Raw genomic sequence first — 22,154 nt, forward strand, 5'->3', positions numbered from 1 at the left:
AACAAATCATAAACAAATAAAAGGTAACAATTTGAAACCACAAACATGATAATCGTATAAATATGAAACTATAACTAATATTTCAACTCTAATTTCTCTTTTTTTGTAAGTTTAAAAAAATAGCCCGACTTTAGTACTCCACTACAAAGAGATACGCTTGAGTAGTTATTTTACAATAAAACCTTATGATTATGAAAAAAATTCTTACCCTTTCAGCTGTAATAGTATGCTTAGTATTTACAACTACAGCAAGTGCTCAAAAATTTAGCGGTCTTGATAAGAGCCCTATGGATGTTGCTGCATATCCTACAAGTTACAAAGTAGCAGAAAAAATAGCAAAAGTTAGCTACAGTAGACCACAGTTAAAAGGTCGTTCTATTGCTGAACTAGCTCCTGCTGGAGCTGTTTGGAGAACTGGCGCTAATGAAGCTGTTGAAGTTACTTTCTACAAAGATGTAACTTTTGGCGGTTCTGCAGTAAAAGCGGGTACGTACTCTTTATTTACAATACCTGGTGCTAAAGAATGGACTGTAATCTTAAACAGTAAATTAAATCAATGGGGTGCTTATTCTTATGATGAAAGTGCTGATATTGTTCGTGTAAAAGGAACGGTTAGCAGTGGCTCTGAATCTTTAGATGCCTTTTCGATAGCTTTTAAAGAAAGTGACAAAAGTGCCGACTTAGTTATTGGATGGGGAACTGTTCGTGTTGCTGTACCAGTGGCTACAACTATGTAATTTTTTTAATAAACATTGACACTATAAAGCCTGAAGTTTTTACTTCAGGCTTATTTTTTTATCTTGTATTTTCACAGTATCTTCAATAAATCATAATAAACACAAGCTACCTTTATACCATGATTAAGGAATTTTTAAAAGACATTCTATTATTTCTTAAAAGTTCCAGTTTTTATAAAGGAGTACTACAAACTGTGGCGGTTATTACTCCGCTTATTGTCTTCAATTCTTTTGGAAATATCATCTACGCTATTCCTATTGCTATTGGAGTATTTTTAAATATTCCAGGAAATATACCTGGCACTTTAAGACGAAAAATTTACAGCACATTAATTAGCATTGTGCTTACGATGGCTGTAACCCTAATTATTTCATTTGCCAAACAAAATTTTGTAGTACTAATTTGCACTATAGCTGTTCTATCTTTCTTTATTTCATTAATATCTGCCTATGGTTTCCGTGGCTCCCTAATAGCCTTCTGTGGCCTACTTGCTATTGTATTGAGCTTAGTAAACAGAACTACTGAAATTGATCTTTGGACGTACGTAGGACTTATAGGTATTGGCGGACTATGGTTTCTTCTCGTTTTATGTATATCTCATTGGATAGCACCAAAAAAGGACGAAGACCAATTACTATCAGAAACACTACACGCAACCGGAAGCTACTTAAAAATACGAGGAAAATTATTAATAGAAAAAGACAAAAGAGAGCAACTACTCATAAAAATTCTAAAGCTACAAACAGCACTTAATGAGAAACATGAGATTTTAAGAGAATTGCTACTAAGCGAAAGAAAACAAATTGGTAGGTCCCATTTTGATGAAAAAAGAGTTCTCATTTTCATATCGCTAATTGATATATTAGAATTAGCGCTTTCAAATACTTTAGATTATTCAAAAATAGATGTACTCTTTAAAGATCGCGGTGTTTTAAAACAATTTAAAATACTAAACACCACGATGGGCAACCACCTACAGGTGTTGTCTAAAATAATGCTAAATAAGAAAAAAGTTCAAAATAAAAATGAGCTTTTAGAAGGTCTTGTTGTAATAGAAAAAACGATTCAGAAATATATTCAATCTGTAGCATTACCTGCAGGTCGCGAAGGCATTATAGCCCTTAGAAATCTTCAAGGGTACCAACAGCAACAAGTAACAAAAATACGTGCTATTAGAAGGGTAATGAATAATGTTACCAAAGACAAAATATCATTTAAAGACAAAGAAGCCTCTCAATTCATAACAACACAAGATTATAGCCTTCAGATTATAGCACGGCATTTTACCATTAAATCACCCATATTTAGGCACGCCCTTAGACTTATGGTTGCTATCATTACTGGTTTTACTTTTGGAACACTTATAGGTATAAAAAACCCGTATTGGATTGTACTTACCTTAATTGTCTTAATGAGACCTAGCTATGGCCTAACTAAAGAAAGGGCTATAAACCGTATTATCGGAACTGTAATAGGCGCATTATTTGCTGTAGCCATAATTTTTATTACAAGCAACACGACCATTTATATGGTTCTCGCTGCTATATCGCTAATCATTGCATTCTCTTTACTACAACAAAGTTACCGCTCTGCTGCTGCCTTTATTACTATAAATGTAATATTCGTCTATGCATTATTAGAACCCAACAGCTTAGTTGTTGTTAAGTTTCGTGTGCTCGATACATTTATAGGCGCCGTTCTTGCAGTAATAGCGAATTACACATTATGGCCATCCTGGGAGTTTATGAATTTAAACCCTACCCTTGTAAATTCTATTCAAAAAAACAAAGCATATTTAGCTGCAGTTAGCAAAATTTACCACACCAAAGAAATTAAAAATTTAGAATATAAAGTGGCACGTAAAGAGGCTTTTCTAGCCATTAGCAACCTAAATGCAGCTTTTCAACGAATGACGCAGGATCCTAAATCTAAGCAAAAAGAAATGCAGCTTATTTATGAATTTGTTACCTTAAACAACACTTTCCTCTCTTCATTGGCGTCTATGGGTAGCTTTATCCAAAATCATAATACTACCGCTTCAAGTGATAATTTTAATGCTTTTATTGCGCATATAGAAAACCAGCTTGAAAATGCAGAAACTAATTTATCTGAAAATAAAACAGCTATTATTAAAGAACATATAAAAATTGAAACAGCAGAAGAAGCTCTAAAAAGCTCCTTCACTACGCTATCTAACCAAAGAGACCAGCAAATAAAAGAAGGTCAGCATAAAATAGATTCAGAAATGCGCCTACAATTACAAGAAGCACATTTAATTACTAATCAACTAACCTGGCTTAAAGGCTTATCTGAAGATATATACAGGAATAGCACAAAATATACGGTATTATTTGGCCGTAAAAATGATTAGTTCATTTTCTCTCCAGAAATATAAACTTCTTGCGGAATAACTTTCGCTGTTTCTTCCTCTGGTATTGTCATAATATCTTTATCTAAAATAACAAAATCTGCCATCTTTCCTATCTCAATACTTCCTTTTTCATCTTCTTCAAAATTACTGTATGCAGCCCAAATTGTCATTCCCTTAAGCGCTTCTTCTCTTGTTAAGGCTTCATTTATTTGAAAACCTCCATCAGGATAACCTTTAAAATCTTTACGAGCTACTGCTGCATAAAAAGTTAAAAACGGACTCACCTGTTCTACTGGGAAATCTGTCCCCAAGGCCACCATACCCGCTTTATTCAACAACGTCTTAAAAGCATATGCTCCATGCATACGTTCCGCTCCAACCCTATCTTCTGCCCAATACATATCACTCGTTGCATGTGTTGGTTGTACAGAAGGGATAATTCCGTCTTCAAAATATTCAAAATCTGGAGCACTTACTATTTGAGCATGCTCTACTTTCCAGCGTCTATCTTTTTTCCCTTTTAATGCATTTTTATAAGCTCTTAAAACTACAATGTTTGCAGAATCGCCAATAGCATGTGTATTCATTTGATAGTCCGTATCTGCAATTCTATACGCTAATCGTTCTATTTCATCTACTGGAGTTACCATAGCGCCAAAATGATTTGCCTTATCTGAATAAGGTGTTCTCATAACCGCCCCTCTTGAACCTAAGGCACCATCGCCATAAACTTTAACAGACCTAACATTCAATCTATCCGTTTTTAAAATCCCTTTATTTAAATAGTATTCTAAATTCTCAGGATAATTGGCAACCATGGCATAAACCCTAATTTTCATTTCACCCACTTGCTGAAGGCTATCAATTAACTCAATAATTTCTCTAGATAATCCTGCATCATTTACCGTTGTAAGTCCGTTTGCTATGGAGATTCGTTCGGCATCCTTCAAAGCAGCAATCATTGTTTTTTGGGATGGTTTTGGAATAATCGCATCAATCATCCCCATAGGGCCATCAACTAAAACACCTGTTAATTCGCCATCAATCTTTACTATTTCACCCCCTACTGCAACAGTTTCCTTCGTAATTCCTGCTAAGTCAAGTGCTTTCTGGTTAACTAAATAGGCATGACCATCAATACGCTCTATTGCCACTGGTGTATCTGGATACAATTCATCGACTTCCTTTTTAGTCGGGAATTCTTTTATTTCCCAATCATTTTGATCCCAACCACGACCGTAAATAAACTCCTTTTTATTTTTTAACTGAAAGTCTTGAACGCGATCTAAAACTTCCGTAAAACTAGTCGTAGCAACCAAGTCCACCGCTTGTTGGTTTTCTCCTAATCTATAAAAGTGACAATGTGCATCTATCAAACCCGGAACAATTGCTTTTCCTTTAGCATCTATTTTATCCTTAGCTTCATATAACTTTTGAACTTCTTCATTAGCACCTACAAAAACAAACTTACCGTCCTTTACTGCAAATGCTTCAGCTGTAGAAAAAGCGTCATCAACGGTATATACATTTGCATTAATTACAATTAAATCTACTTGTTTTTTAGACGGTGTACAGCTAATAATTAGCAGGGTGAAAAAAGTGATATACAGATGTTTCATTTTAAGGGTTTATTAGCACTAAATAATTTAGGTTGTTTATTCTGATGTTGAAAATACAATATTCCTGAAAATTACACCGCTTTGTTTAAACAGAAATAAATAAGATTTATAAAATTTTAGAATGATTATGCTGTTCTTATTACAAGTTGAGTTGCATTTCTTAACTTTAAAACTAATAAATAGATCACATGAACACAAAAAATCATTACACCTTAATCGGCGCAGGAATCATGAGCGCCACTTTAGGGGTACTTCTGAAACAGCTTATTCCTGACGCAAAAATTTCTATTTACGAAAGATTAAATGCTGTGGGTGCAGAAAGCTCTGATGCATGGAATAATGCGGGAACAGGACATTCTGCTTTTTGTGAATTGAATTATACGCCTGAAAATGAAAAAGGTGAAATTGACATTTCTAAAGCCTTAAAAATCAGCGAACAGTTTGAAATATCTAAACAATTCTGGGCTTATTTAGTAAAAAATAATCTCGTAAAAGCCAACACGCCATTCATAAATGATATTGATCATATGAGTTTTGTTTGGGGTGATGCGAATATTGATTTTCTAAAAAAACGACATAAAGCATTAATACAATACCCTATTTTTAAAGCGATGAAATTCAGTACTGATTTCAACGAAATTAGCAATTGGGTACCTTTAATGATGCAAGGTAGAAATGGTCGTGAGAAAATTGCTGTAACGAGAATGCCCATTGGCACCGATGTTAATTTTGGAGCTATTACCCGAAAAATGATAACGTATCTAGAAGGGTGTGATGGCGTAACATTACACTTAGGGCACCAAGTAGAAGATATTGATCTGCAAAAAGATGGCTCTTGGAAAATTGATGTAACCGATTTACATACCGACCAAGAAAAAACGATTGACACTAACTTTGTCTTTATAGGCGCTGGCGGGGGTGCATTAAAATTATTGGAAAAATCTGGAATCCCTGAAGGCGAAGGTTTTGGAGGTTTTCCTGTAAGCGGACAATTTTTAAAATGCAACAATCCAGCTGTTACTAAACTACACGAAGCTAAAGTATATGGCAAAGCAGAAGAAGGTTCTCCTCCAATGTCTGTACCCCATTTAGATACCCGAATGCTTAATGGGGAACGTTCTTTATTATTTGGACCGTATGCTGGGTTTTCAACAAAATTTTTAAAAAATGGATCTTATTTTGATCTACCCTTATCTATAGATGCACATAATATATTTCCATTATTAGCTGCAGGGATAAAAAATATTTCCTTAACAAAATACCTTATTGAACAAGTCGTGCAATCTCCAGAAGAGCGTTTTGAAGCTTTGGTTAAATATTATCCAGAAGCCAAATTTGAGGATTGGGAACTCATTACAGCAGGCCAACGCGTACAAATCATCAAAAAAGATAAAAAAGAAGGTGGTGTTTTAAAATTTGGAACTGAGATAGTAAGTAGTGCAGATAAAACGCTAGCAGCATTACTAGGTGCTTCTCCAGGTGCATCAACAGCAGTTTCCATTATGTTAAACGTATTGGAAGAATGTTTCCCAGAAGAAATGAAAACAGCAACATGGCAGTCTAAGCTTAAAGAAATATTTCCGAGCTACGGACAATCACTTATAAAAAACGGAGCATTATGTATGCAAATTAGAGCTTATACTACCGGAATATTAAAGCTAGAAGAAAATTAACACCAGTGGTTATAAAAAAGGTAGCTACAATTATCTAGCTTTTAACTAGTTTTGCAGCTTCAAAATTTAAGGTATGATTTCGGTAGATAATATTGCAGTAGAATTTAGTGGTGATACGCTTTTTAGTGATGTTTCATTTGTGATAAATGAAACGGACAAAATTGCTTTGATGGGAAAAAATGGTGCTGGAAAATCTACCATGATGAAAATTATTGCTGGGGTGCAAAAAGCCACTCGTGGCAATATTCGCTACCCAAAAGAAGCGGTTATTGCCTACCTACCCCAACACCTGTTAACAGAAGACAATTGCACCGTTTTCGAGGAAGCTTCAAAAGCATTCGGAATAATTTTCGATATGCAGAACGAAATGAATCGTTTAAATAAAGAATTAGAGACTAGAACAGATTACGAGTCTGACGAGTATATGAAACTCATTCAGAAAGTATCTGATTTAGGTGAGAAATATTATGCTTTAGAAGAAATTAATTATGAAGCTGAAGTTGAAAAAGCATTAGCTGGACTAGGTTTTAAACGTGAAGATTTTCACCGCCAAACGAGCGAATTCAGTGGCGGATGGCGTATGCGAATTGAGTTAACTAAAATACTATTACAAAAACCAGATTTAATACTTTTAGACGAACCTACCAACCACGTGGATATAGAATCTGTCATATGGTTAGAAGATTTTCTTTTAAACAAAGCAAAAGCGGTTGTGGTTATATCTCACGATAAAACCTTTATTGATAACATTACCAATAGAACCATCGAGGTAACTATGGGGCGCATATATGATTATAAAGCAAACTATTCTCACTACCTACAATTGCGAGAAGACCGAAGAAGTCATCAAATAAAAGCATTTCAAGAGCAACAAAGATTTATTGCAGACAACCAAGCATTTATAGACCGTTTTAAAGGTACGTATTCTAAAACCAATCAAGTAACCTCACGGGAACGTATGATTGAAAAGCTAGAAATTATAGAGATTGATGAAATAGATAATTCTTCATTACGCCTAAGGTTCCCTACCGCTGTACGATCTGGTGATTACCCTGTTACCGTAAATGCATTAACAAAAACCTATGGGGAGCATGTAGTGTTTAAAGATGCAAACATGAGTATTTCTCGTGGCGAAAAAGTATCTTTTGTGGGTAGAAACGGTGAAGGGAAATCTACCATGATCAAAGCCATAATGGGAGAAATAGATTTTGAAGGAGAATGCCAGTTAGGACACAATATAAAAGTGGGCTATTTTGCTCAAAACCAAGCTTCTTTATTAGATCAGACTTTAACTGTTTTTCAAACTGTAGACGAAGTTGCCCATGGCGATGTTAGAACTCAAATGAAAAACATTTTAGGGAGATTTATGTTTGGCGGAGAAGATATTGAAAAGAAAGTGAGCGTACTTTCTGGAGGAGAGAAAACAAGGTTAGCTATGGTAAAATTACTATTAGAGCCCGTAAATTTATTGATTCTAGATGAACCTACGAACCACTTAGATTTAAAATCTAAAGATGTCTTAAAAGAAGCCCTACTAGATTTTGACGGCACTCTAATTCTAGTATCTCACGATCGTGATTTTTTACAAGGACTTTCTCAGAAAGTATTTGAATTTAAAGACAAACGTGTTATTGAACATTTTGAAAGTATTGATGCTTTCTTAGAGCGCAATAGAATTCAAAGTTTAAAAGAGATTGATTTAAAAAATTAAGCACAATTTTTAAAACCTCTTGGAAAAGGGCGGTAGGCATAATATTGTAACACTTCTTCTATCGCCAATTTTAAAGCAGTATTTATCGGTACAATTTGATTGCCTAAATGGAAATCTATTTGCGAAAGCTTCATATAGTAATCAGTAAAAACAGGTACATACAATCCTTTACTTAAAGCTATTTGTGCTTCCTCAAAATTAGCAGCTTGTTCCTCTTTAATTATTTTACAAGTAGCCAGACGCATTTCTCCAAATTTATTTCGGTTAGCACCATACCCAAATAATCTACAAATTAATCCTCTGTAGACATAATCACTGCACTTTCCTTTGCCATTATCTTTATCTACAAGAGAAAGAGGCTGATAAATATGACAAATAGCGCTTGATTTAAGAGTTAAATCATCTAAAGTTTTAGAAGCCAATCCATTTAAAAACAAATGGTATGCCCAAGGAAGAAATTCTAAAGGAGACGCATCTACTTCTGCATGGGTACAGCATTTTCCGCAACCTGCTTTACAATGCAATGAAGTTTCCTCTTGAAAAGAAGCAATCTCCTTATCTAGACCAGCATACAAAACATCAACCGCTCTAACTTTCTTAATTATAGACATTTAAGATTTAAAATTTAGGAAGCAAATGTAGACTAAAATGTAATTGCTTTTACATTATTATCTCAATGTATTACACTATGTTTTTTAAGATTATGAGAGGATAAAACAAGAAGAAAACTAAAATAGTTTATGGATGGCCGCAGCTGTAATAGCTATTCGTAAACTACTTCATTGTATCTAAAAGGAAATGCGTTTTGTATTACCTCTTTTCCTTCTTGGTTAAGCTTAGAAAATTGAATCCCATACATACGTTCGGACAAATTATCCCTAAATTCATTAGTAGTTTCTAACAGTTGGGAATAGGTTTCTATATAGTGTCCAAAAAGTAAGCTATCATTAAAATAGAAATTAAAATAATAATTCTTATCTCTATTTATATGCTCTAATAGCACACTAGAGAAATCTTCCTTAGCAACAATAGTATTGTTAATCATAAATTTACCCTCAATAAAACGAATTTCAATAGGATTGGAATATTCATTTTTTTCAAAATCGAGGTATACAGAATGTTGTTGATTACCTATTTTTAGAGAAAGTATATCATTAGAGAAATATCGAAATTCATCTGATGTTGAATTAGGAGGCATTACCATAAAGTTTAACCATTGAAAGTCTAAAATTCCTAGTTCTTTTTTTATGTTTTCCACAACAGACATCGGCATATTCCTATCAATTTGAAAATAAAAGCCAGCTTCCTGCATCCTTTCAAATTCAAGTCTTTGCATATTAAGATTATTCATTTTTAAGAATAAACTTTTAATAGTGTAAACATCATCTCCAAGCAAATAAACTGGAGCCATATATGCTGCGTCATTCTTAGCAAACGCCACAGAAACTTTTGGTAATGTAATTCTTTTTGTTTGCTTCGTATACATATTGCTGTAAGGCAATTTGAGTTGAAACCTTGAATTAATTCTTTTTTCAATCACTAAATTATTTATGGTAGTATATGAAATTAGATTAATCTTAGATAAACCAATTGCGACTCCAGTAAGCACAATCCCAGACAACAACATCCATTTAAAAGCTCTAGTCTTAAAGACCAATAAAATGGTAGTCCAAGTTTGAAGAAACAAAACAACAAGTATAAGAATAAAGAGGTAAATAAATTCTGGGTAAAAACTAAAATCATAATACCACCCTAGGCCATCAACATAGAATAAAACACCAAAGACTAGTGCAACTTTCACAAACCAATTGAGAAAATACCAATTGAGGTTACGTTGATCATTAACAATAGTTCGCAATCGTGTTGGTCTAAAATTAAATGCTTTAAGAGGAAAATCAAACCAATACACAAAACAGGTAGATTGCCCAAAAATAGCAGCAAGAAATGCAAAAATTAAGTTATAAAAACTAACCTCATCATCTGAAAATATGCTTATATCATATTCACTGGTTAAGGAAAGAACACGAAATATTTCTCTAGAAAAATAAAAAAATTCATATAATAGAAAAGCTAAAATCAGCCCTAATAAAACACCTATAATCAACTTAGATTTTGAAACGTTATCCTTAAAATTAGCATGTAAAAAATCCGGATTAATTGCCATAAATAATTTTATATCCTGTTTTGTAAAAAGCTGTCCTTATCACAATTTAAAAATGGTTTTAAAATATAACGTACTAAATCACTCAAATATTCGGTAGTACTTCTAATGTATCTAACAAAATTTAATTATTTAAGAAGTCTTCCGCATGCGCTTGGGACCATACCAAAGCCAAAAACCTGTTATTGTAAACACTAATAAGGCAATACCCATTAACGTAGTGTAGATAAGTTTAATAGGGTTGCCAGAGGTCTTAAAATAAGTATCTAACACTGAACCATCGTGCAAATTTTCAATAAAATCTGAATGACGCTTACCAAATTCTAATAAATTTCCAGTAGCACCATCTAACTGTAAGCCATAATGGTCTTCATAAATAAACTTAATTACCCCTTTATCTTTTCGGATGTCTACACGATCTAAGACTATTGGTGTTGTTACATCAACAGAATCTTTCATCACTGTAGCCGCTTTTTCATAAAGCACACTTAAAGGCAACCATTCAGAGAATTCTGAGCTAGATCCTTTTTGGGTTTCCGCAAGAAGCAAGCCTGCGCTATTTTTTTTCCAACCTAGCAAGAGCCCCGAAATAGAAATAATAAAGAAAAAAATAAATAAGAAAGCTCCCATCAACCGGTGAACTTTTCTGAATATTCGTAATATTTTGGCTTGTTTTTTTCTTTTAGTTTTAGGACTCATAGGATACAACAGCAATTGAACGAAGCTCTTTAGAACGCAGAACAGTTGCGGAAGTTAAGAATATTATTTTGTAGATTTTATCAAAAAAAAGCTAAAATTAATTCTGATCTTCATATAAGTTCTTAGCATAGTTACTTTGTGGCTCGGCTACTAAAAACTCTACCCTTCTATTCTTAAAACGAATATCTTCTTTTTCATTACTAACCACAGGTTTTTTAAACCCAAAACCCTTCCAAGAGATTCTATTCTTACTCAATCCTGACTTCACCAAAAAACTAGCAACTGTCGCTGCTCTTTTTTCAGATAAATCATCATTATATTTCACGGAACCCATTGCATCTGTATGACCATATAAATAAACATTAAGCTTAGGGTTGCTTTTTAGATACGTAACTAAGTCACTTAATTGTTGGTTATAATCTATTTCAATACTGGTTTCATCAAAATCAAAAAGCAACTCTTCTATTACATAAAGTTGGTTTTGAGTATAACTAGGAATTAATGTAACAGAAACCATATCAATGAAATAATAAGCAGATTTACGAGATGCTTTCTTTACCTCTTGCTTAAAAGTGTCTTCATTATTTATAAAATTACCAATGGTCAAAAAATGTTCATATCCTTTGGCCATAACTGTTGTAGAGACCTCAACCCACTCCGCTGTATTGTCTAAATATTTATTAGATTGAATTCTCTTAAAATTTACTTGTGCTGATTTTGAAAAATACCTCACATCTAAATATTTAGAAGTATTCATCTCGAAAGTTGATTTTGATAATAGAATATCAAACTCCTTTATAGAAAATTCAACATCATCTGCCAAACTCACCATAAAGGATACTTTATATAGTTTATCTTTTTCTAGGGGCGTTTCTAACTCTGCTGTAATATACTCCCTATAATCATTTGGAGCATACAAATACATACCTGCATAGGCTTCACCGTCATACGGCAATTGAGAACCAATAAAGTTATTTTCAACAGGAAGTTCTGCACTACAGGTGTTAAAATAATCTGTAGTACCTAAAGTTGGTTTTCTCCAACTCTCTGCATCAACATCTAGAGATCCAAATTCTTTTGGACACCTATAACTAGTTTCAAAACTTGGGTTTTTTACTAAATTTTGGCCTTTCGCAACGAAACAATTCAGCGCAAAAAACAAAAACACGATTTGGGGGAACGTTTTCATTTCTAGGTTATTTGTTAGCACTACCAAACATCTTTAAAATAGAAAAGGTCTATTGTAACATCTACAATTGACCTTTTTTATCATTGCTAAAAACACACGTTTTAAGCTACAAAATATGTAAGTTATAATTGCTATTTCCTACAAATATACTTATAATTATTTAAAAATCAAACTTATAGGTAGCACCTGCTAAAAGCTGAAATCCTTGAACAGGATAATTTGCCCATCTCATATAGTTAGAATTTGCTATATTATTTGCTTTTACAAACACTGATAATTGCTCATTAAACCTATATCCCACATGTGCATTAGTATCCCAATAACTATTTAAAGTAACAATAGTAGAAGGGAAATCTACAGGGTCTGCATTCTGTAGTACTGAGGCTTGTAAATCTTCACGTTCACCAACATAAAACAGCGTAGCTCCCATGTACCATTGTTTATCTATCTGATAATCTATAAATATAGAACTAGTAACTTTAGGTAAGTTCCATGCAGGGTTATCTGTTTCTGTAGAATAGGTATATGCTTCAGCATTTATACCTAGCGAGAAGTTTCTTTTTATATCTAGATTTAACTCTGCAAAAATGCCTAATGTTTTTACGTCATCATAAAAAACATCAAAAGAATTATTATAATAGTATCCTTTTTCATCATTACGAAATGTATTCTCTGGGTTCCACTTATACAATGGTTTCTTATTTTCTGTCTTATATGAAGCTTTTAAATTATAACTTAAACTTGGCAACAACTGCCCTTTGATCCCTGCATAAGCATTGTACTTTTGGTCCGTAGGCTGCACGGTTAGAGTAGGAGAGACAAATGGATTCTCTTCTACAAAATCATAATAAGAATTCTGTATTAATTCCCCTTGGATACCTCCATAGGCAATTAACGTTTCATCTAGTACTCGGTAACTTGCGGTTATATCTGGGTAGATATAAAAATTACTATCGCTATTTTCAGAATCTAGTCCAAAAACTAAATTCACTCCTAGATTTAAAGTTAGGTCATCTCTTAAAATTTCTATACTTGGCCCCACCCCTACTTGAAATAAACTATAGTTTATTTCTGGCGTGTTCACTGTACTATTTAAACTAGCATTTTTAAATACACCTCCTAAATAATCTAATTTTCCTTTGATACGAATATTTTCATCTCCGATTGGAAATTGCGCAACACCTTTTAACATTGCTCTATTCTCACCAGATTTTGTAGCGTCCCAAAAACGACGAATTAAGGCTTCTCCTCTTTCTAAATAAGCATTATCCATATTTAAATACCCAGAGATTTCTGCATTGAAATAATTCTGTTTTGAGTCTATACTATTAATCACCTCATCACTATAAGCCCCAACAGGTACTCCATACCAATTATATAATTGGTGCTGTAATCCTAAATTTGCTCCCCAATTTAAATCAGAATCACCTTTAGAATATGCAGCAGTTAATTTAGTGTCGTAAAAAGCATTTTTTAGCGCTACGCTATCTAATTTACCTCTAGAAGAATGGTGCGTTAGACCAATATCTAAACGTTCATCTCTATTAATAGTTCTGCTCGTATAAAAATCTGCCAGCGCATTATCATAAGTTCCAAAACCTAAAGATGCATATGAATCATACAAGATTGGTGGCGGTACTTTATCTACCGTCGCCGCTTTACCTTTTGCAGGAGTAAATGTAGAAGCAACTGGAACAGAATTTATACTATAGGCTATCGGTTTCTTTTTTAAAACGATAGAATCATTAATTTGTGGAACAGATTTTATCTTAAAAGCATCGGAAACAGTAGGCTTATAGGCTTTTACAACCGTTACTGTTTGTGTACCAATACTATCTTTATCCTTTTCTTGAGCTGTTATAGATTGAAAAACGCCTAAAAAAAGAAGCGTACTTATTTTTATGAACTTGTGCATATAGTGTCTCTTTTGCAACTTGATAATTAATTTTCTGGATTTACAGAGGAATTGCTTTTTGCTTCTTTAGATTTAATACGGAAGGCTTCTGCTTTTGCTTCTGCAACAACTTCTGGATACTGTGCAAAATTAACAATTACACTATCTAAAATATATGTTGCCTGATATGCATCTCCTAAAGCATCAAAATTCTTAGCCATAAGAATTAATCCTTTTCCTCCCCACTCTTTATATGCGGAGTAATCTTTAGCTAATTTTTGAACAGAAACATTGGAAGCTTCAAAATCTCTTGCCTTATTTTTAAAGTACGCATCATAATACAAGGCTTCTGCCGCCAATTCTCCTGTAGCAATTGCCAATACTTGAGAATAAGCTTGCTTAGCTCTTTCTTCGTTATTTGTTTTAATTGCAGAACGTGCAATCATGGTGTGCGCATCACTCTTAATTCTATCATCTATCTTAGAAGATGCCAATACTTTTTCTGCGTAAGTAATTGTTTTTGTATATTCTTTTTGCGCAAAGTACCCTTTCATTAAATTAGACTGTGCAAAGGTTTTATTTTGCTGAATATTTGCCGTTGCTTCTAATTTTTCTAAATATGGTAATGCGGAGGTGTAGCTGCCTTTACCTATATAAATTTCACAAACTCTAGTTAATGATTGCTCTCCATATTCGTTAGCGCCTCTGTCTACTACATTTTTGTAATTCTGTAAAGCTTTATCCTTATCGCCTTGAGCAAAGTACAATTGGGCTAGGTTAAAGTTTGCCTTTAAGGCATGCAAGCCTTTAGGAAATTCTTTTAAATAGGCTTGATACCCTTTTAATGCCTGCTCTCTATTACCTTCTATATATTTTTGATCTGCCGATTGAAAAGTAGCATTATCTAATTCTGCATCCGTAACTTCTACAAAATCTAAACCTCTTACCCATTCGGCATATTCACTCACCCTTCCTAAATCAACGTAAATAAGTTTAGCTGTAGTAACCGCCTGTACCGCTTCCTGTGTATCTGGGTAATCACGAACTACAGTTTTAAATTTTACCAATGCCTGGTCACTCCTATTAGAGTTATAATAAACCAAGCCTTGACGCACTATCGCTTGTGGCACAAGTGAACTTCCTTTATACTCACTAATTAACTTATCATAAACTTTAAGTCCTTCTTCTTCCTTATTACCTCTTACATAAGAGTTCCCTAACTCAAAAAGAACATCATCTTTTAAGGTAGATTTTGGGTATCTTCCTATAAAAGCATTTAACTCCTCTATTTTAGTTGCTGCTCTATCTACGAAACCATAGCTTAATGCTTTTTGAAAAGCTGCATAATCCTTCTCACTTCCTGCCCCTTCTAATGCCTGGTTGTAGGCTTCAATAGCAGGCCAGTACTTACTAGACGCAAAATAACTATCTCCTAAACGCAAATATGCATCGTGTTTTTTATCTACATCAGTGCTTCCACTAGCGTAAGCTGCAAAATTAGTTGCCGCATTAACATACTCTTTCAACTTAAAATTAGTATATCCTAGGCTATAATTGTAATCTATATAATCTGGTGTTGACTTTGCATGCGGGTTTTTCTGAAATTCGGCAAAACTACTCAATGCCTCTTTAAACAAATTACTATTGTATTCTGCTTCTGCTTTCCAGTAACTTGCTCGAGCCTTAAATTTAGGATCTTCAGCGTTATCTAATGACTTTTTAAACACGGAGATAGCTCCAGAATAATCTGTATTCGTAAATAACTCTACTCCTCTATAAAAAGCAACTTTTTGATAAGTAGCTTTACTTGCATAAGATTTGTTGTTCTCTAAAAGCTCCATGGCACCTGCAAAATTCCTAGACGTTATATAAGAATCTACTAAAAGCTCCTGTATCTCCGTAGTGTGCTCATCTTTAGGATATTTTTCTAAGTAATTAGTTAAAACACTAGGTACGTTTTCATACGCATTTCCTATTTCATAGCTTAATCTTGCATAATTCAAAAACGCATCTTTTTGTATTTCTGGAGTATACTCCATTTGAGATGCATTTCTAAAAGCATTTAAAGCTTCTGGCTTTTTATCTAGCTTTAAATAACATTCTGCTAAATGATAATAAGCATTCTGGGAAACACTATTCGTACCTCCAATAATCTTATTAAATTGCTGAATAGCATTCGCATAATCACCTTTTTTATAGTAACTATATCCTAGAAAATAGTAATCTGTATTGCTAAATTTCCCGTTTCTACCCTGATAATCTAAGAGATAAGGAATAGCATTTTCATATTGATTTAAATTAAAGTAACTCTCACCTATAATTTTATTTAATTCAGATTTCTCTTGACGATCGCCTTTTTGCATTTGGGTTTTTGCTAAAGCGATAGCCTCTTCAAACTTACCCAACTTAAAGTTTAAATCTGCTTGGTAATAGGACAATTTTTCCTCTAATACCTTTTGATCTGTTATTTGATCAAAACGCTGATTTGCTCCAGCATAATCATCTTGTTGATACGCAATAAACCCTAAGTAATATTTGGCTTGAGAGCCATATACTGGAGAATTGGTTACCTTATTTAAATAGGTTTCCGCTTCTTTAGAATTTTTAGAAGAAAATAGTGCGTAACCGTAATTGAAGTTAAACTTATCCTTTTCACTTTGTGATAATGAATTTTGATCTACTCTCTTATACCATTTTAAGGCATAGGGATATTTACCTGTCTCGAAGTAATAGTCTGCTACATCAGCATATGCAGAATTTCGTTTAGTAGAGGTTGGATATTTTTCTACGAAACTTTCCATCAGCTTATCTGCGCCTAACTGATTTAGCCTTACAGCGGCGTTAGCCACGTAATACGTACTATTTGCTTCGGTCTCTGGATCTTTTGTACTATACTTAACCTTTTCAAAAATTGCTTGAGCAGCTTGAAATTGTTCATTAGAGTAGAGTGTCAACGCTTGTTGATACTCTTTCTGATCGTGGGTGTAGATTTTGGATTCTTGAGCGCTCAATAGATGCAAAGTCCCAATAAAACTAAGCAATAACGCGGTTTTTTTCTTCAGCATAATGTTCTCCAACAATTAAGAAATACCTTTATTTAGTAGCTACAACGACAAATAGTGTACCTAAAGTATATGAGAACGAAGATACTTTTTATTTTATTTTAAAAAGGATGTAAAAAAAATAATAAATAGCAGACAAAAAAAGATAATTTAGTAAGTTTTCTAACACACAGGTAAGGTAAATTTAAAGTCGCTCCCCTTACCAATTTCACTCTCAACCCAAATTTTACCTCCTAATTTTTCTACAAATTCTTTACAAAGTACCAAACCAAATCCGGACCCTATTTCATTTGCGGTACCTCTAGAGGAAATAGTTGTACCTGCTTCAAACAATTGCTCACAAACTTTTGCACTCATCCCGATTCCAGAATCAGAAACTACAAATTCTAAATTATCTGATCTTTTAATTACAGATATACCTATATCTCCACCAGATTTGGTAAACTTTACCGCATTAGACAACAAATTTCTTAAAATAGTTTTGAGCATTTTCGCATCAGAATAAATCTTTATACATTCCAAATTGGGTTCCTTAATGGCTATATTTTTTGTTTTTGCCAAATGCTGAATAAACTCCTGAACTTCTTCTATTAAGTCCTGAATATTTAACTTTTCTTTTTGCAAATTATCTTGGTCCCTTTGTGCATTAGACCAGGTTAATAAATTTTCAAGCAAGGTAAGTGTAGCTTTAGAAGTAGTTTTAATCAAACTTACATATTCGCCCAATAAAGAAATATCATTTTCCTTTATAGCGTCTTCTATTAATCCTGACAAGGTGAGGATATTGTTAAAGGGACTTCTCAAATCATGAGCTATAATCGCAAAAAGTTTATCTTTTGTAATATTTAATTCCCGCAACTGACTTTCACTTTCGAAAAGCGCTCGTTCTGCCTTCTTATTAATGGTGATGTCTCTTATGGCTCCAATTATAAATTTTTTCCCAGAAGTATTAATAAAACGTGTTTTCCTGGTAGATATCATTCGGTGCCCACCACTTTTAAGCGTTATGGTTTCTTCACTAATGTTTTCAACACCATCTAATAACACTTGCTTATCAACTTCTAAAAACTTATCTCTTTCCGTTTCAGAAACATCTTCCGCTAATGTTTTTCCTATAATATTATCTTGGGACATCTCAAACATCTCACAAAAAGCATTATTAACTAATAATAACCTACTGTGATTGTCTTTAACAAAAACAGAATCGCCCATATTATCTAAAATAGTATGGGTATAGACTTCACTATCTGTATTCAACTTCAATAACAGTTCATCGTATGATTTCTGAATTTCCTGTTTAGAAGAATGAAACAAAAGTAGCTTCTTATTTTGCTCTTTTAATTGTTCTATTTCCTGATATAAATCTTGAACGCTAGTATTATGGTGGTTGACTTCCATAGTTTTAAAGCACAATATTTTAAAAGTTTATTATTTCTCCCCTAAGATAGCTATTTTTCCTACACGTAAGAAAAAAAATTCAACTAACTCACTCAATTCCAGACAAAAGAACTATTGAAAATTAATAAATATTTTATAGCAAGCAACTATTAATTTCTATGATATCTTACTACTTTTATAACAATATTAGAAACTATGGCTGAGAGCGTATTAAAATTAAAAGAGGTGTCTGTTTTCCAAAAAGAAAACTTGGTTTTGAATGATATTAACCTTGAAATAAAAAAAGGAGAATTCATTTACTTAATTGGCAAAACAGGAAGCGGAAAAAGTAGTTTTATGAAAACACTCTATGGAGACCTCCCGTTAAATCATGGCGAAGGAAGCATTGTAGATTTTGATTTAAGGAAATTAAAAGAAAAAGACATTCCTTTTTTAAGACGCAAACTTGGTATTGTTTTTCAAGATTTTAAACTATTACCAGATCGTAGTATCAATAATAATTTACTATTTGTTTTAAAAGCTACAGGCTGGAAAGACAAAACTAAAATGGATACCCAAGTAGAAACTGTTTTAGATAAAGTAGGAATGAAAACAAAAGGATTTAAATTTCCGCATGAACTTTCTGGCGGTGAGCAGCAACGTATTGCTATTGCAAGAGCACTCCTAAATGATCCTGAACTAATTTTAGCTGATGAACCTACAGGGAATCTTGACCCCCAGACTAGTGTAGAAGTTATGAAAGTACTTCAAGAAATAAATAAGACAGGGCGTACCATTCTAATGGCCACTCATGATTATGCGTTAATTTTAAAATACCCTTCTAAGACACTTAAATGCGATGGCAATAAGGTTTTTGAAGTCGTTCAAAAAGCCGTTTAAAAAACAATTACCACATGTACAAAACTATTAGAAGAAAATATAAGTACGAATACAGCATTTGAATCAATGCCACATTGACCACTCTCATTTATGAAGTGGCCCAATAAAACAAAACACTTTACGTATTAAAGATGATCTTAAAAAAAGAAAATTTTAAACCTGATAAGAAAATAAAACCTTTCATTGGGATACTTTTATTTTTAGTTTCCATCATCTTAGCTGCAGTGACCATACCCTTGGGCTTTATATACGGTATTTTTTACAACCTATTTACAAAAGGAATTAAAGGGATTGGTGAATATTGTTTAAAGATTGCTATTTCAATTGATCAATTAGGCAATGTTGCAATGCAACACTTAATTAACACCTTATGGATAACTCCATTGGGCTATAAATTTGGCAATAGAGACGAAACAATCTCTAGCGCTCTGGGCAGAAATAAACAGCTAGAAACACTTACTAGTTTTGGTAAATTCATAGATACCATATTAGATAAATTAGACCCCAATCACTCCTTAAATTCTATTGATTATTATATTGAACCAACCGATCAAATTATCGATAAATTAGCATGGATTCATATTAATAATTATCAAATATTAAGCACACGAAGTAAAGGAAGAAACAAATACTACATCCCAGGAGGCAAAAGAGAAGGCGAAGAAACAGATCACGTTGCTCTTTTACGTGAAATTAAAGAAGAATTAAATGTTGATTTACTCGTGAAAACTTTAGATTTTCTCGGTGTTTTTGAAGCACAAGCAGACAGCCATAAACCTGGCACATTAGTTAGAATGACCTGTTATTTTGCTGAATATACTGGAAGGCTACAAGCTGCTTCTGAGATAGAAGAATTTGTTTGGTTAAATTACGAAGATAAAGAGCAAGTTTCTGAAGTTGATAAAATCATATTTGACTATTTACATCACGAGGGTTTACTTAAGTGAGTAAAAAGTTAACAAAATCATAATTTTTTTTCGCTACTTTTGCTGTACTATACCATTAAAATAAACAAATGACTTTATTAGGAATTGATATTGGAGGCTCAGGAATTAAAGGGGCATTAGTGAATACCGTTACAGGCGAGCTACTAACCGAACGTTTCAGAATAGAAACTCCAAAATCAGGAAAACCCGAAGAAATAGCAGAAATATTTGCTAAAATTGTTAAACATTTTAAATATCAAGGTCCTATTGGTTGCGGTTTCCCTACTATTATTAAAAATGGAGTTTGTAAAGCTCATGGGAATTTAAGTAAAAAATGGCTAGGTGTAAACGCAGAGGAACTTTTTAGCGATTACACAGGTTTACCTGTTACCGTAATCAATGATGCAGATGCAGCAGGATATGCCACCATGAACTATGGTATAGGAAAAGGAAAAAAAGGCTTGGTAATTATGATTACTATTGGCACTGGTTTAGGCAGTGGCGCTTTTTTTAATGGAGAATTGTTGCCCAATTTTGAATTAGGTCAAATTCCTTATAAAAAGCATGATAAATTTGAACATTATGCTGCCGCCTCCATTAAAGAAAAAGAAAAATTGAGCTATAAAAAATGGGGGAAAAGATTTAATAAATTCTTAAAGTATGTTGAGTTTATTGTTTCACCAGATTTAATAATCATAGGCGGAGGGACTTCTAAGGATTTTGATGAATTTAAAGAATACATAAAAATTGATACACCTGTGATTGCAGCCGAATTACAAAACTATGCAGGAATCATTGGCGCAGCTACTGCTGCATTTAAAAAGAAAAAATAAAACCTAATTTCCATAAAAAAAGCCTCAAATTCAATGAATTTGAGGCTTTCTTATATCCTATATATTCTTATTTAGCAGGTACTAATTTTGCGCCTTCTGGTTTAGAAAAATAATCCTCAGGAACTTCTGGTATAAATGTAACATCACTAATTTCTATTTTAGTAATATATTCTCCCATTTCCTCATTTTCATCTAACCAATGTGTTTTTAACCCAGTTGGAAGAAGAATTCCGTTGGTTTCTTTCTGTCCTACAATTTCCATAATTTTCTCTGGAGCATGACCTCCTTTTGGAAAGTATTGAGGATACGAAACAATATATCTAGTAGCACTATTTATATGAGTATCCTTATCAAAATATAAAATATAAAAATCATCTGGTGCATCACCTACATTTTTACCAAAAGTAACTTTCACAACATCTTGCAACTTCCCCTTATATTCTTTCTGCGGTAACAATTCTAAATTTACCCCTTCACCATCTAAAATAAAAGGATGTGCCGCAAGGTACAAAGGTGTTAAAGCCCAAAACCTAGTATCATATTCAAAAGCTGTACTATCTTTAGCTTTAACCCAAGCCTCTTTTCCGTCCCAACCAAAAATTGCTGTACTATCCGCATAACTTGTATGTCTCGCTTTATTATTCCAAGTATCAATGGTCTGGTAGGAGTTTCTACGCGTAGAACCGTCTAATGGCTGGTAATCAAACCTAAAAGCTAAGTAACCATTATTATACCAAGTAGCTAAGCCGCCATGTGCTTCCATTGCACTCCAAACAATTTTACCTGCGTCTGTAGCATTTAATCTTTCTTTTGCTTTACCTACTCTATTAGCTACCCAAGTTTCTGGAATATGATAAGCAGGTTCCTGAACCTCTTTAGAGGTTACAGTTTCTGTTTTTTTAGGTTGCTCTTTGCATGACCCAACTAACAGCAATAGTGCAACAAGGGCTATATTTAATCCTAATTTCATTGATGTATTTTAAGTGTTAGAGAAATAAGTC

Annotated in this window: 16 protein-coding genes; 7 read left to right on the forward strand and 9 right to left on the reverse strand. The window is 33.3% G+C overall.

Annotated features, from left to right (window positions below):
• The first annotated feature begins 191 nt into the window (after positions 1 to 191).
• Entirely contained in the window at positions 192 to 737 is a 546-nt protein-coding gene (locus CELAL_RS02555) for a DUF2911 domain-containing protein (protein WP_013549350.1), read from the forward strand.
• A gap of 119 nt (positions 738 to 856) precedes the next feature.
• Positions 857 to 3,109, forward strand: a complete 2,253-nt coding sequence (locus CELAL_RS02560; protein ID WP_013549351.1) for an FUSC family protein — start codon at positions 857 to 859, stop codon at positions 3,107 to 3,109.
• On the opposite strand, the gene CELAL_RS02565 is transcribed toward CELAL_RS02560, so the two are convergent.
• Positions 3,106 to 4,728 carry an amidohydrolase gene (locus tag CELAL_RS02565; protein ID WP_013549352.1) on the reverse strand — a complete coding sequence of 541 codons (1,623 nt, stop codon included), beginning with the start codon at positions 4,726 to 4,728 and terminating at the stop codon, positions 3,106 to 3,108. The two genes, CELAL_RS02560 and CELAL_RS02565, sit on opposite strands and share 4 nt — an antisense overlap.
• Before the next feature lie 188 nt (positions 4,729 to 4,916).
• On the opposite strand from CELAL_RS02565, the gene mqo reads away from it, so the two are divergent.
• Positions 4,917 to 6,401: a malate dehydrogenase (quinone) gene (gene mqo, locus CELAL_RS02570; RefSeq protein WP_013549353.1), complete on the forward strand. Its 1,485-nt coding sequence runs from the start codon at positions 4,917 to 4,919 to the stop codon at positions 6,399 to 6,401.
• Between the two features lie 73 nt (positions 6,402 to 6,474).
• Positions 6,475 to 8,112 carry an ABC-F family ATP-binding cassette domain-containing protein gene (locus CELAL_RS02575; protein ID WP_013549354.1) on the forward strand — a complete coding sequence of 546 codons (1,638 nt, stop codon included), beginning with the start codon at positions 6,475 to 6,477 and terminating at the stop codon, positions 8,110 to 8,112.
• Here the strand turns inward: CELAL_RS02575 and CELAL_RS02580 are convergent.
• From CELAL_RS02580 to CELAL_RS02610, 7 genes are all read right to left on the reverse strand, one after another.
• A complete protein-coding gene (locus CELAL_RS02580) occupies positions 8,109 to 8,723 on the reverse strand; it encodes a YkgJ family cysteine cluster protein (RefSeq protein WP_013549355.1) in 615 nt (204 codons plus the stop codon). The genes CELAL_RS02575 and CELAL_RS02580 overlap by 4 nt on opposite strands.
• Positions 8,724 to 8,875: 152 nt before the next feature.
• Positions 8,876 to 10,276 carry a hypothetical protein gene (locus CELAL_RS02585; protein WP_013549356.1) on the reverse strand — a complete coding sequence of 467 codons (1,401 nt, stop codon included), beginning with the start codon at positions 10,274 to 10,276 and terminating at the stop codon, positions 8,876 to 8,878.
• A 129-nt stretch (positions 10,277 to 10,405) separates the two neighbouring features.
• Positions 10,406 to 10,972, reverse strand: a complete 567-nt coding sequence (locus CELAL_RS02590) for a PepSY domain-containing protein (RefSeq protein WP_041557439.1) — start codon at positions 10,970 to 10,972, stop codon at positions 10,406 to 10,408.
• A gap of 97 nt (positions 10,973 to 11,069) precedes the next feature.
• Positions 11,070 to 12,161, reverse strand: coding sequence for an OmpA family protein (locus CELAL_RS21350; RefSeq protein ID WP_052303972.1), 1,092 nt, complete (start codon positions 12,159 to 12,161; stop codon positions 11,070 to 11,072).
• Between the two features lie 160 nt (positions 12,162 to 12,321).
• On the reverse strand, positions 12,322 to 14,076 hold the full coding sequence (locus tag CELAL_RS02600; RefSeq protein WP_013549359.1) for a TonB-dependent receptor: 1,755 nt from the start codon (positions 14,074 to 14,076) through the stop codon (positions 12,322 to 12,324).
• A 26-nt stretch (positions 14,077 to 14,102) separates the two neighbouring features.
• A complete protein-coding gene (locus CELAL_RS02605; RefSeq protein ID WP_013549360.1) occupies positions 14,103 to 17,120 on the reverse strand; it encodes a tetratricopeptide repeat protein in 3,018 nt (1,005 codons plus the stop codon).
• 159 nt (positions 17,121 to 17,279) lie between these two features.
• Positions 17,280 to 18,515, reverse strand: a complete 1,236-nt coding sequence (locus CELAL_RS02610) for a PAS domain-containing sensor histidine kinase (protein WP_013549361.1) — start codon at positions 18,513 to 18,515, stop codon at positions 17,280 to 17,282.
• A 195-nt stretch (positions 18,516 to 18,710) separates the two neighbouring features.
• Here CELAL_RS02610 and CELAL_RS02615 point away from each other — a divergent pair, with 195 nt between their 5' ends.
• The 3 genes from CELAL_RS02615 to ppgK all read left to right on the forward strand — a co-directional run bounded on the left by CELAL_RS02615 (position 18,711) and on the right by ppgK (position 21,153).
• A complete protein-coding gene (locus CELAL_RS02615; protein ID WP_013549362.1) occupies positions 18,711 to 19,394 on the forward strand; it encodes a cell division ATP-binding protein FtsE in 684 nt (227 codons plus the stop codon).
• Positions 19,395 to 19,525: 131 nt separating this feature from the next.
• Complete coding sequence (locus CELAL_RS22770) at positions 19,526 to 20,341, forward strand: NUDIX hydrolase (RefSeq protein ID WP_013549363.1); 816 nt, start codon at positions 19,526 to 19,528, stop codon at positions 20,339 to 20,341.
• Positions 20,342 to 20,409: 68 nt separating this feature from the next.
• A complete protein-coding gene (ppgK, locus tag CELAL_RS02625; protein WP_013549364.1) occupies positions 20,410 to 21,153 on the forward strand; it encodes a polyphosphate--glucose phosphotransferase in 744 nt (247 codons plus the stop codon).
• 67 nt (positions 21,154 to 21,220) lie between these two features.
• Here the strand turns inward: ppgK and CELAL_RS02630 are convergent, their stop codons facing one another.
• Positions 21,221 to 22,123: a LolA-like protein gene (locus CELAL_RS02630; protein ID WP_013549365.1), complete on the reverse strand. Its 903-nt coding sequence runs from the start codon at positions 22,121 to 22,123 to the stop codon at positions 21,221 to 21,223.
• Between the last annotated feature and the right edge of the window lie 31 nt (positions 22,124 to 22,154).

It is taken from the genome of Cellulophaga algicola DSM 14237, assembly GCF_000186265.1.
Taxonomy (GTDB): Bacteria; Bacteroidota; Bacteroidia; order Flavobacteriales; family Flavobacteriaceae; genus Cellulophaga; species Cellulophaga algicola.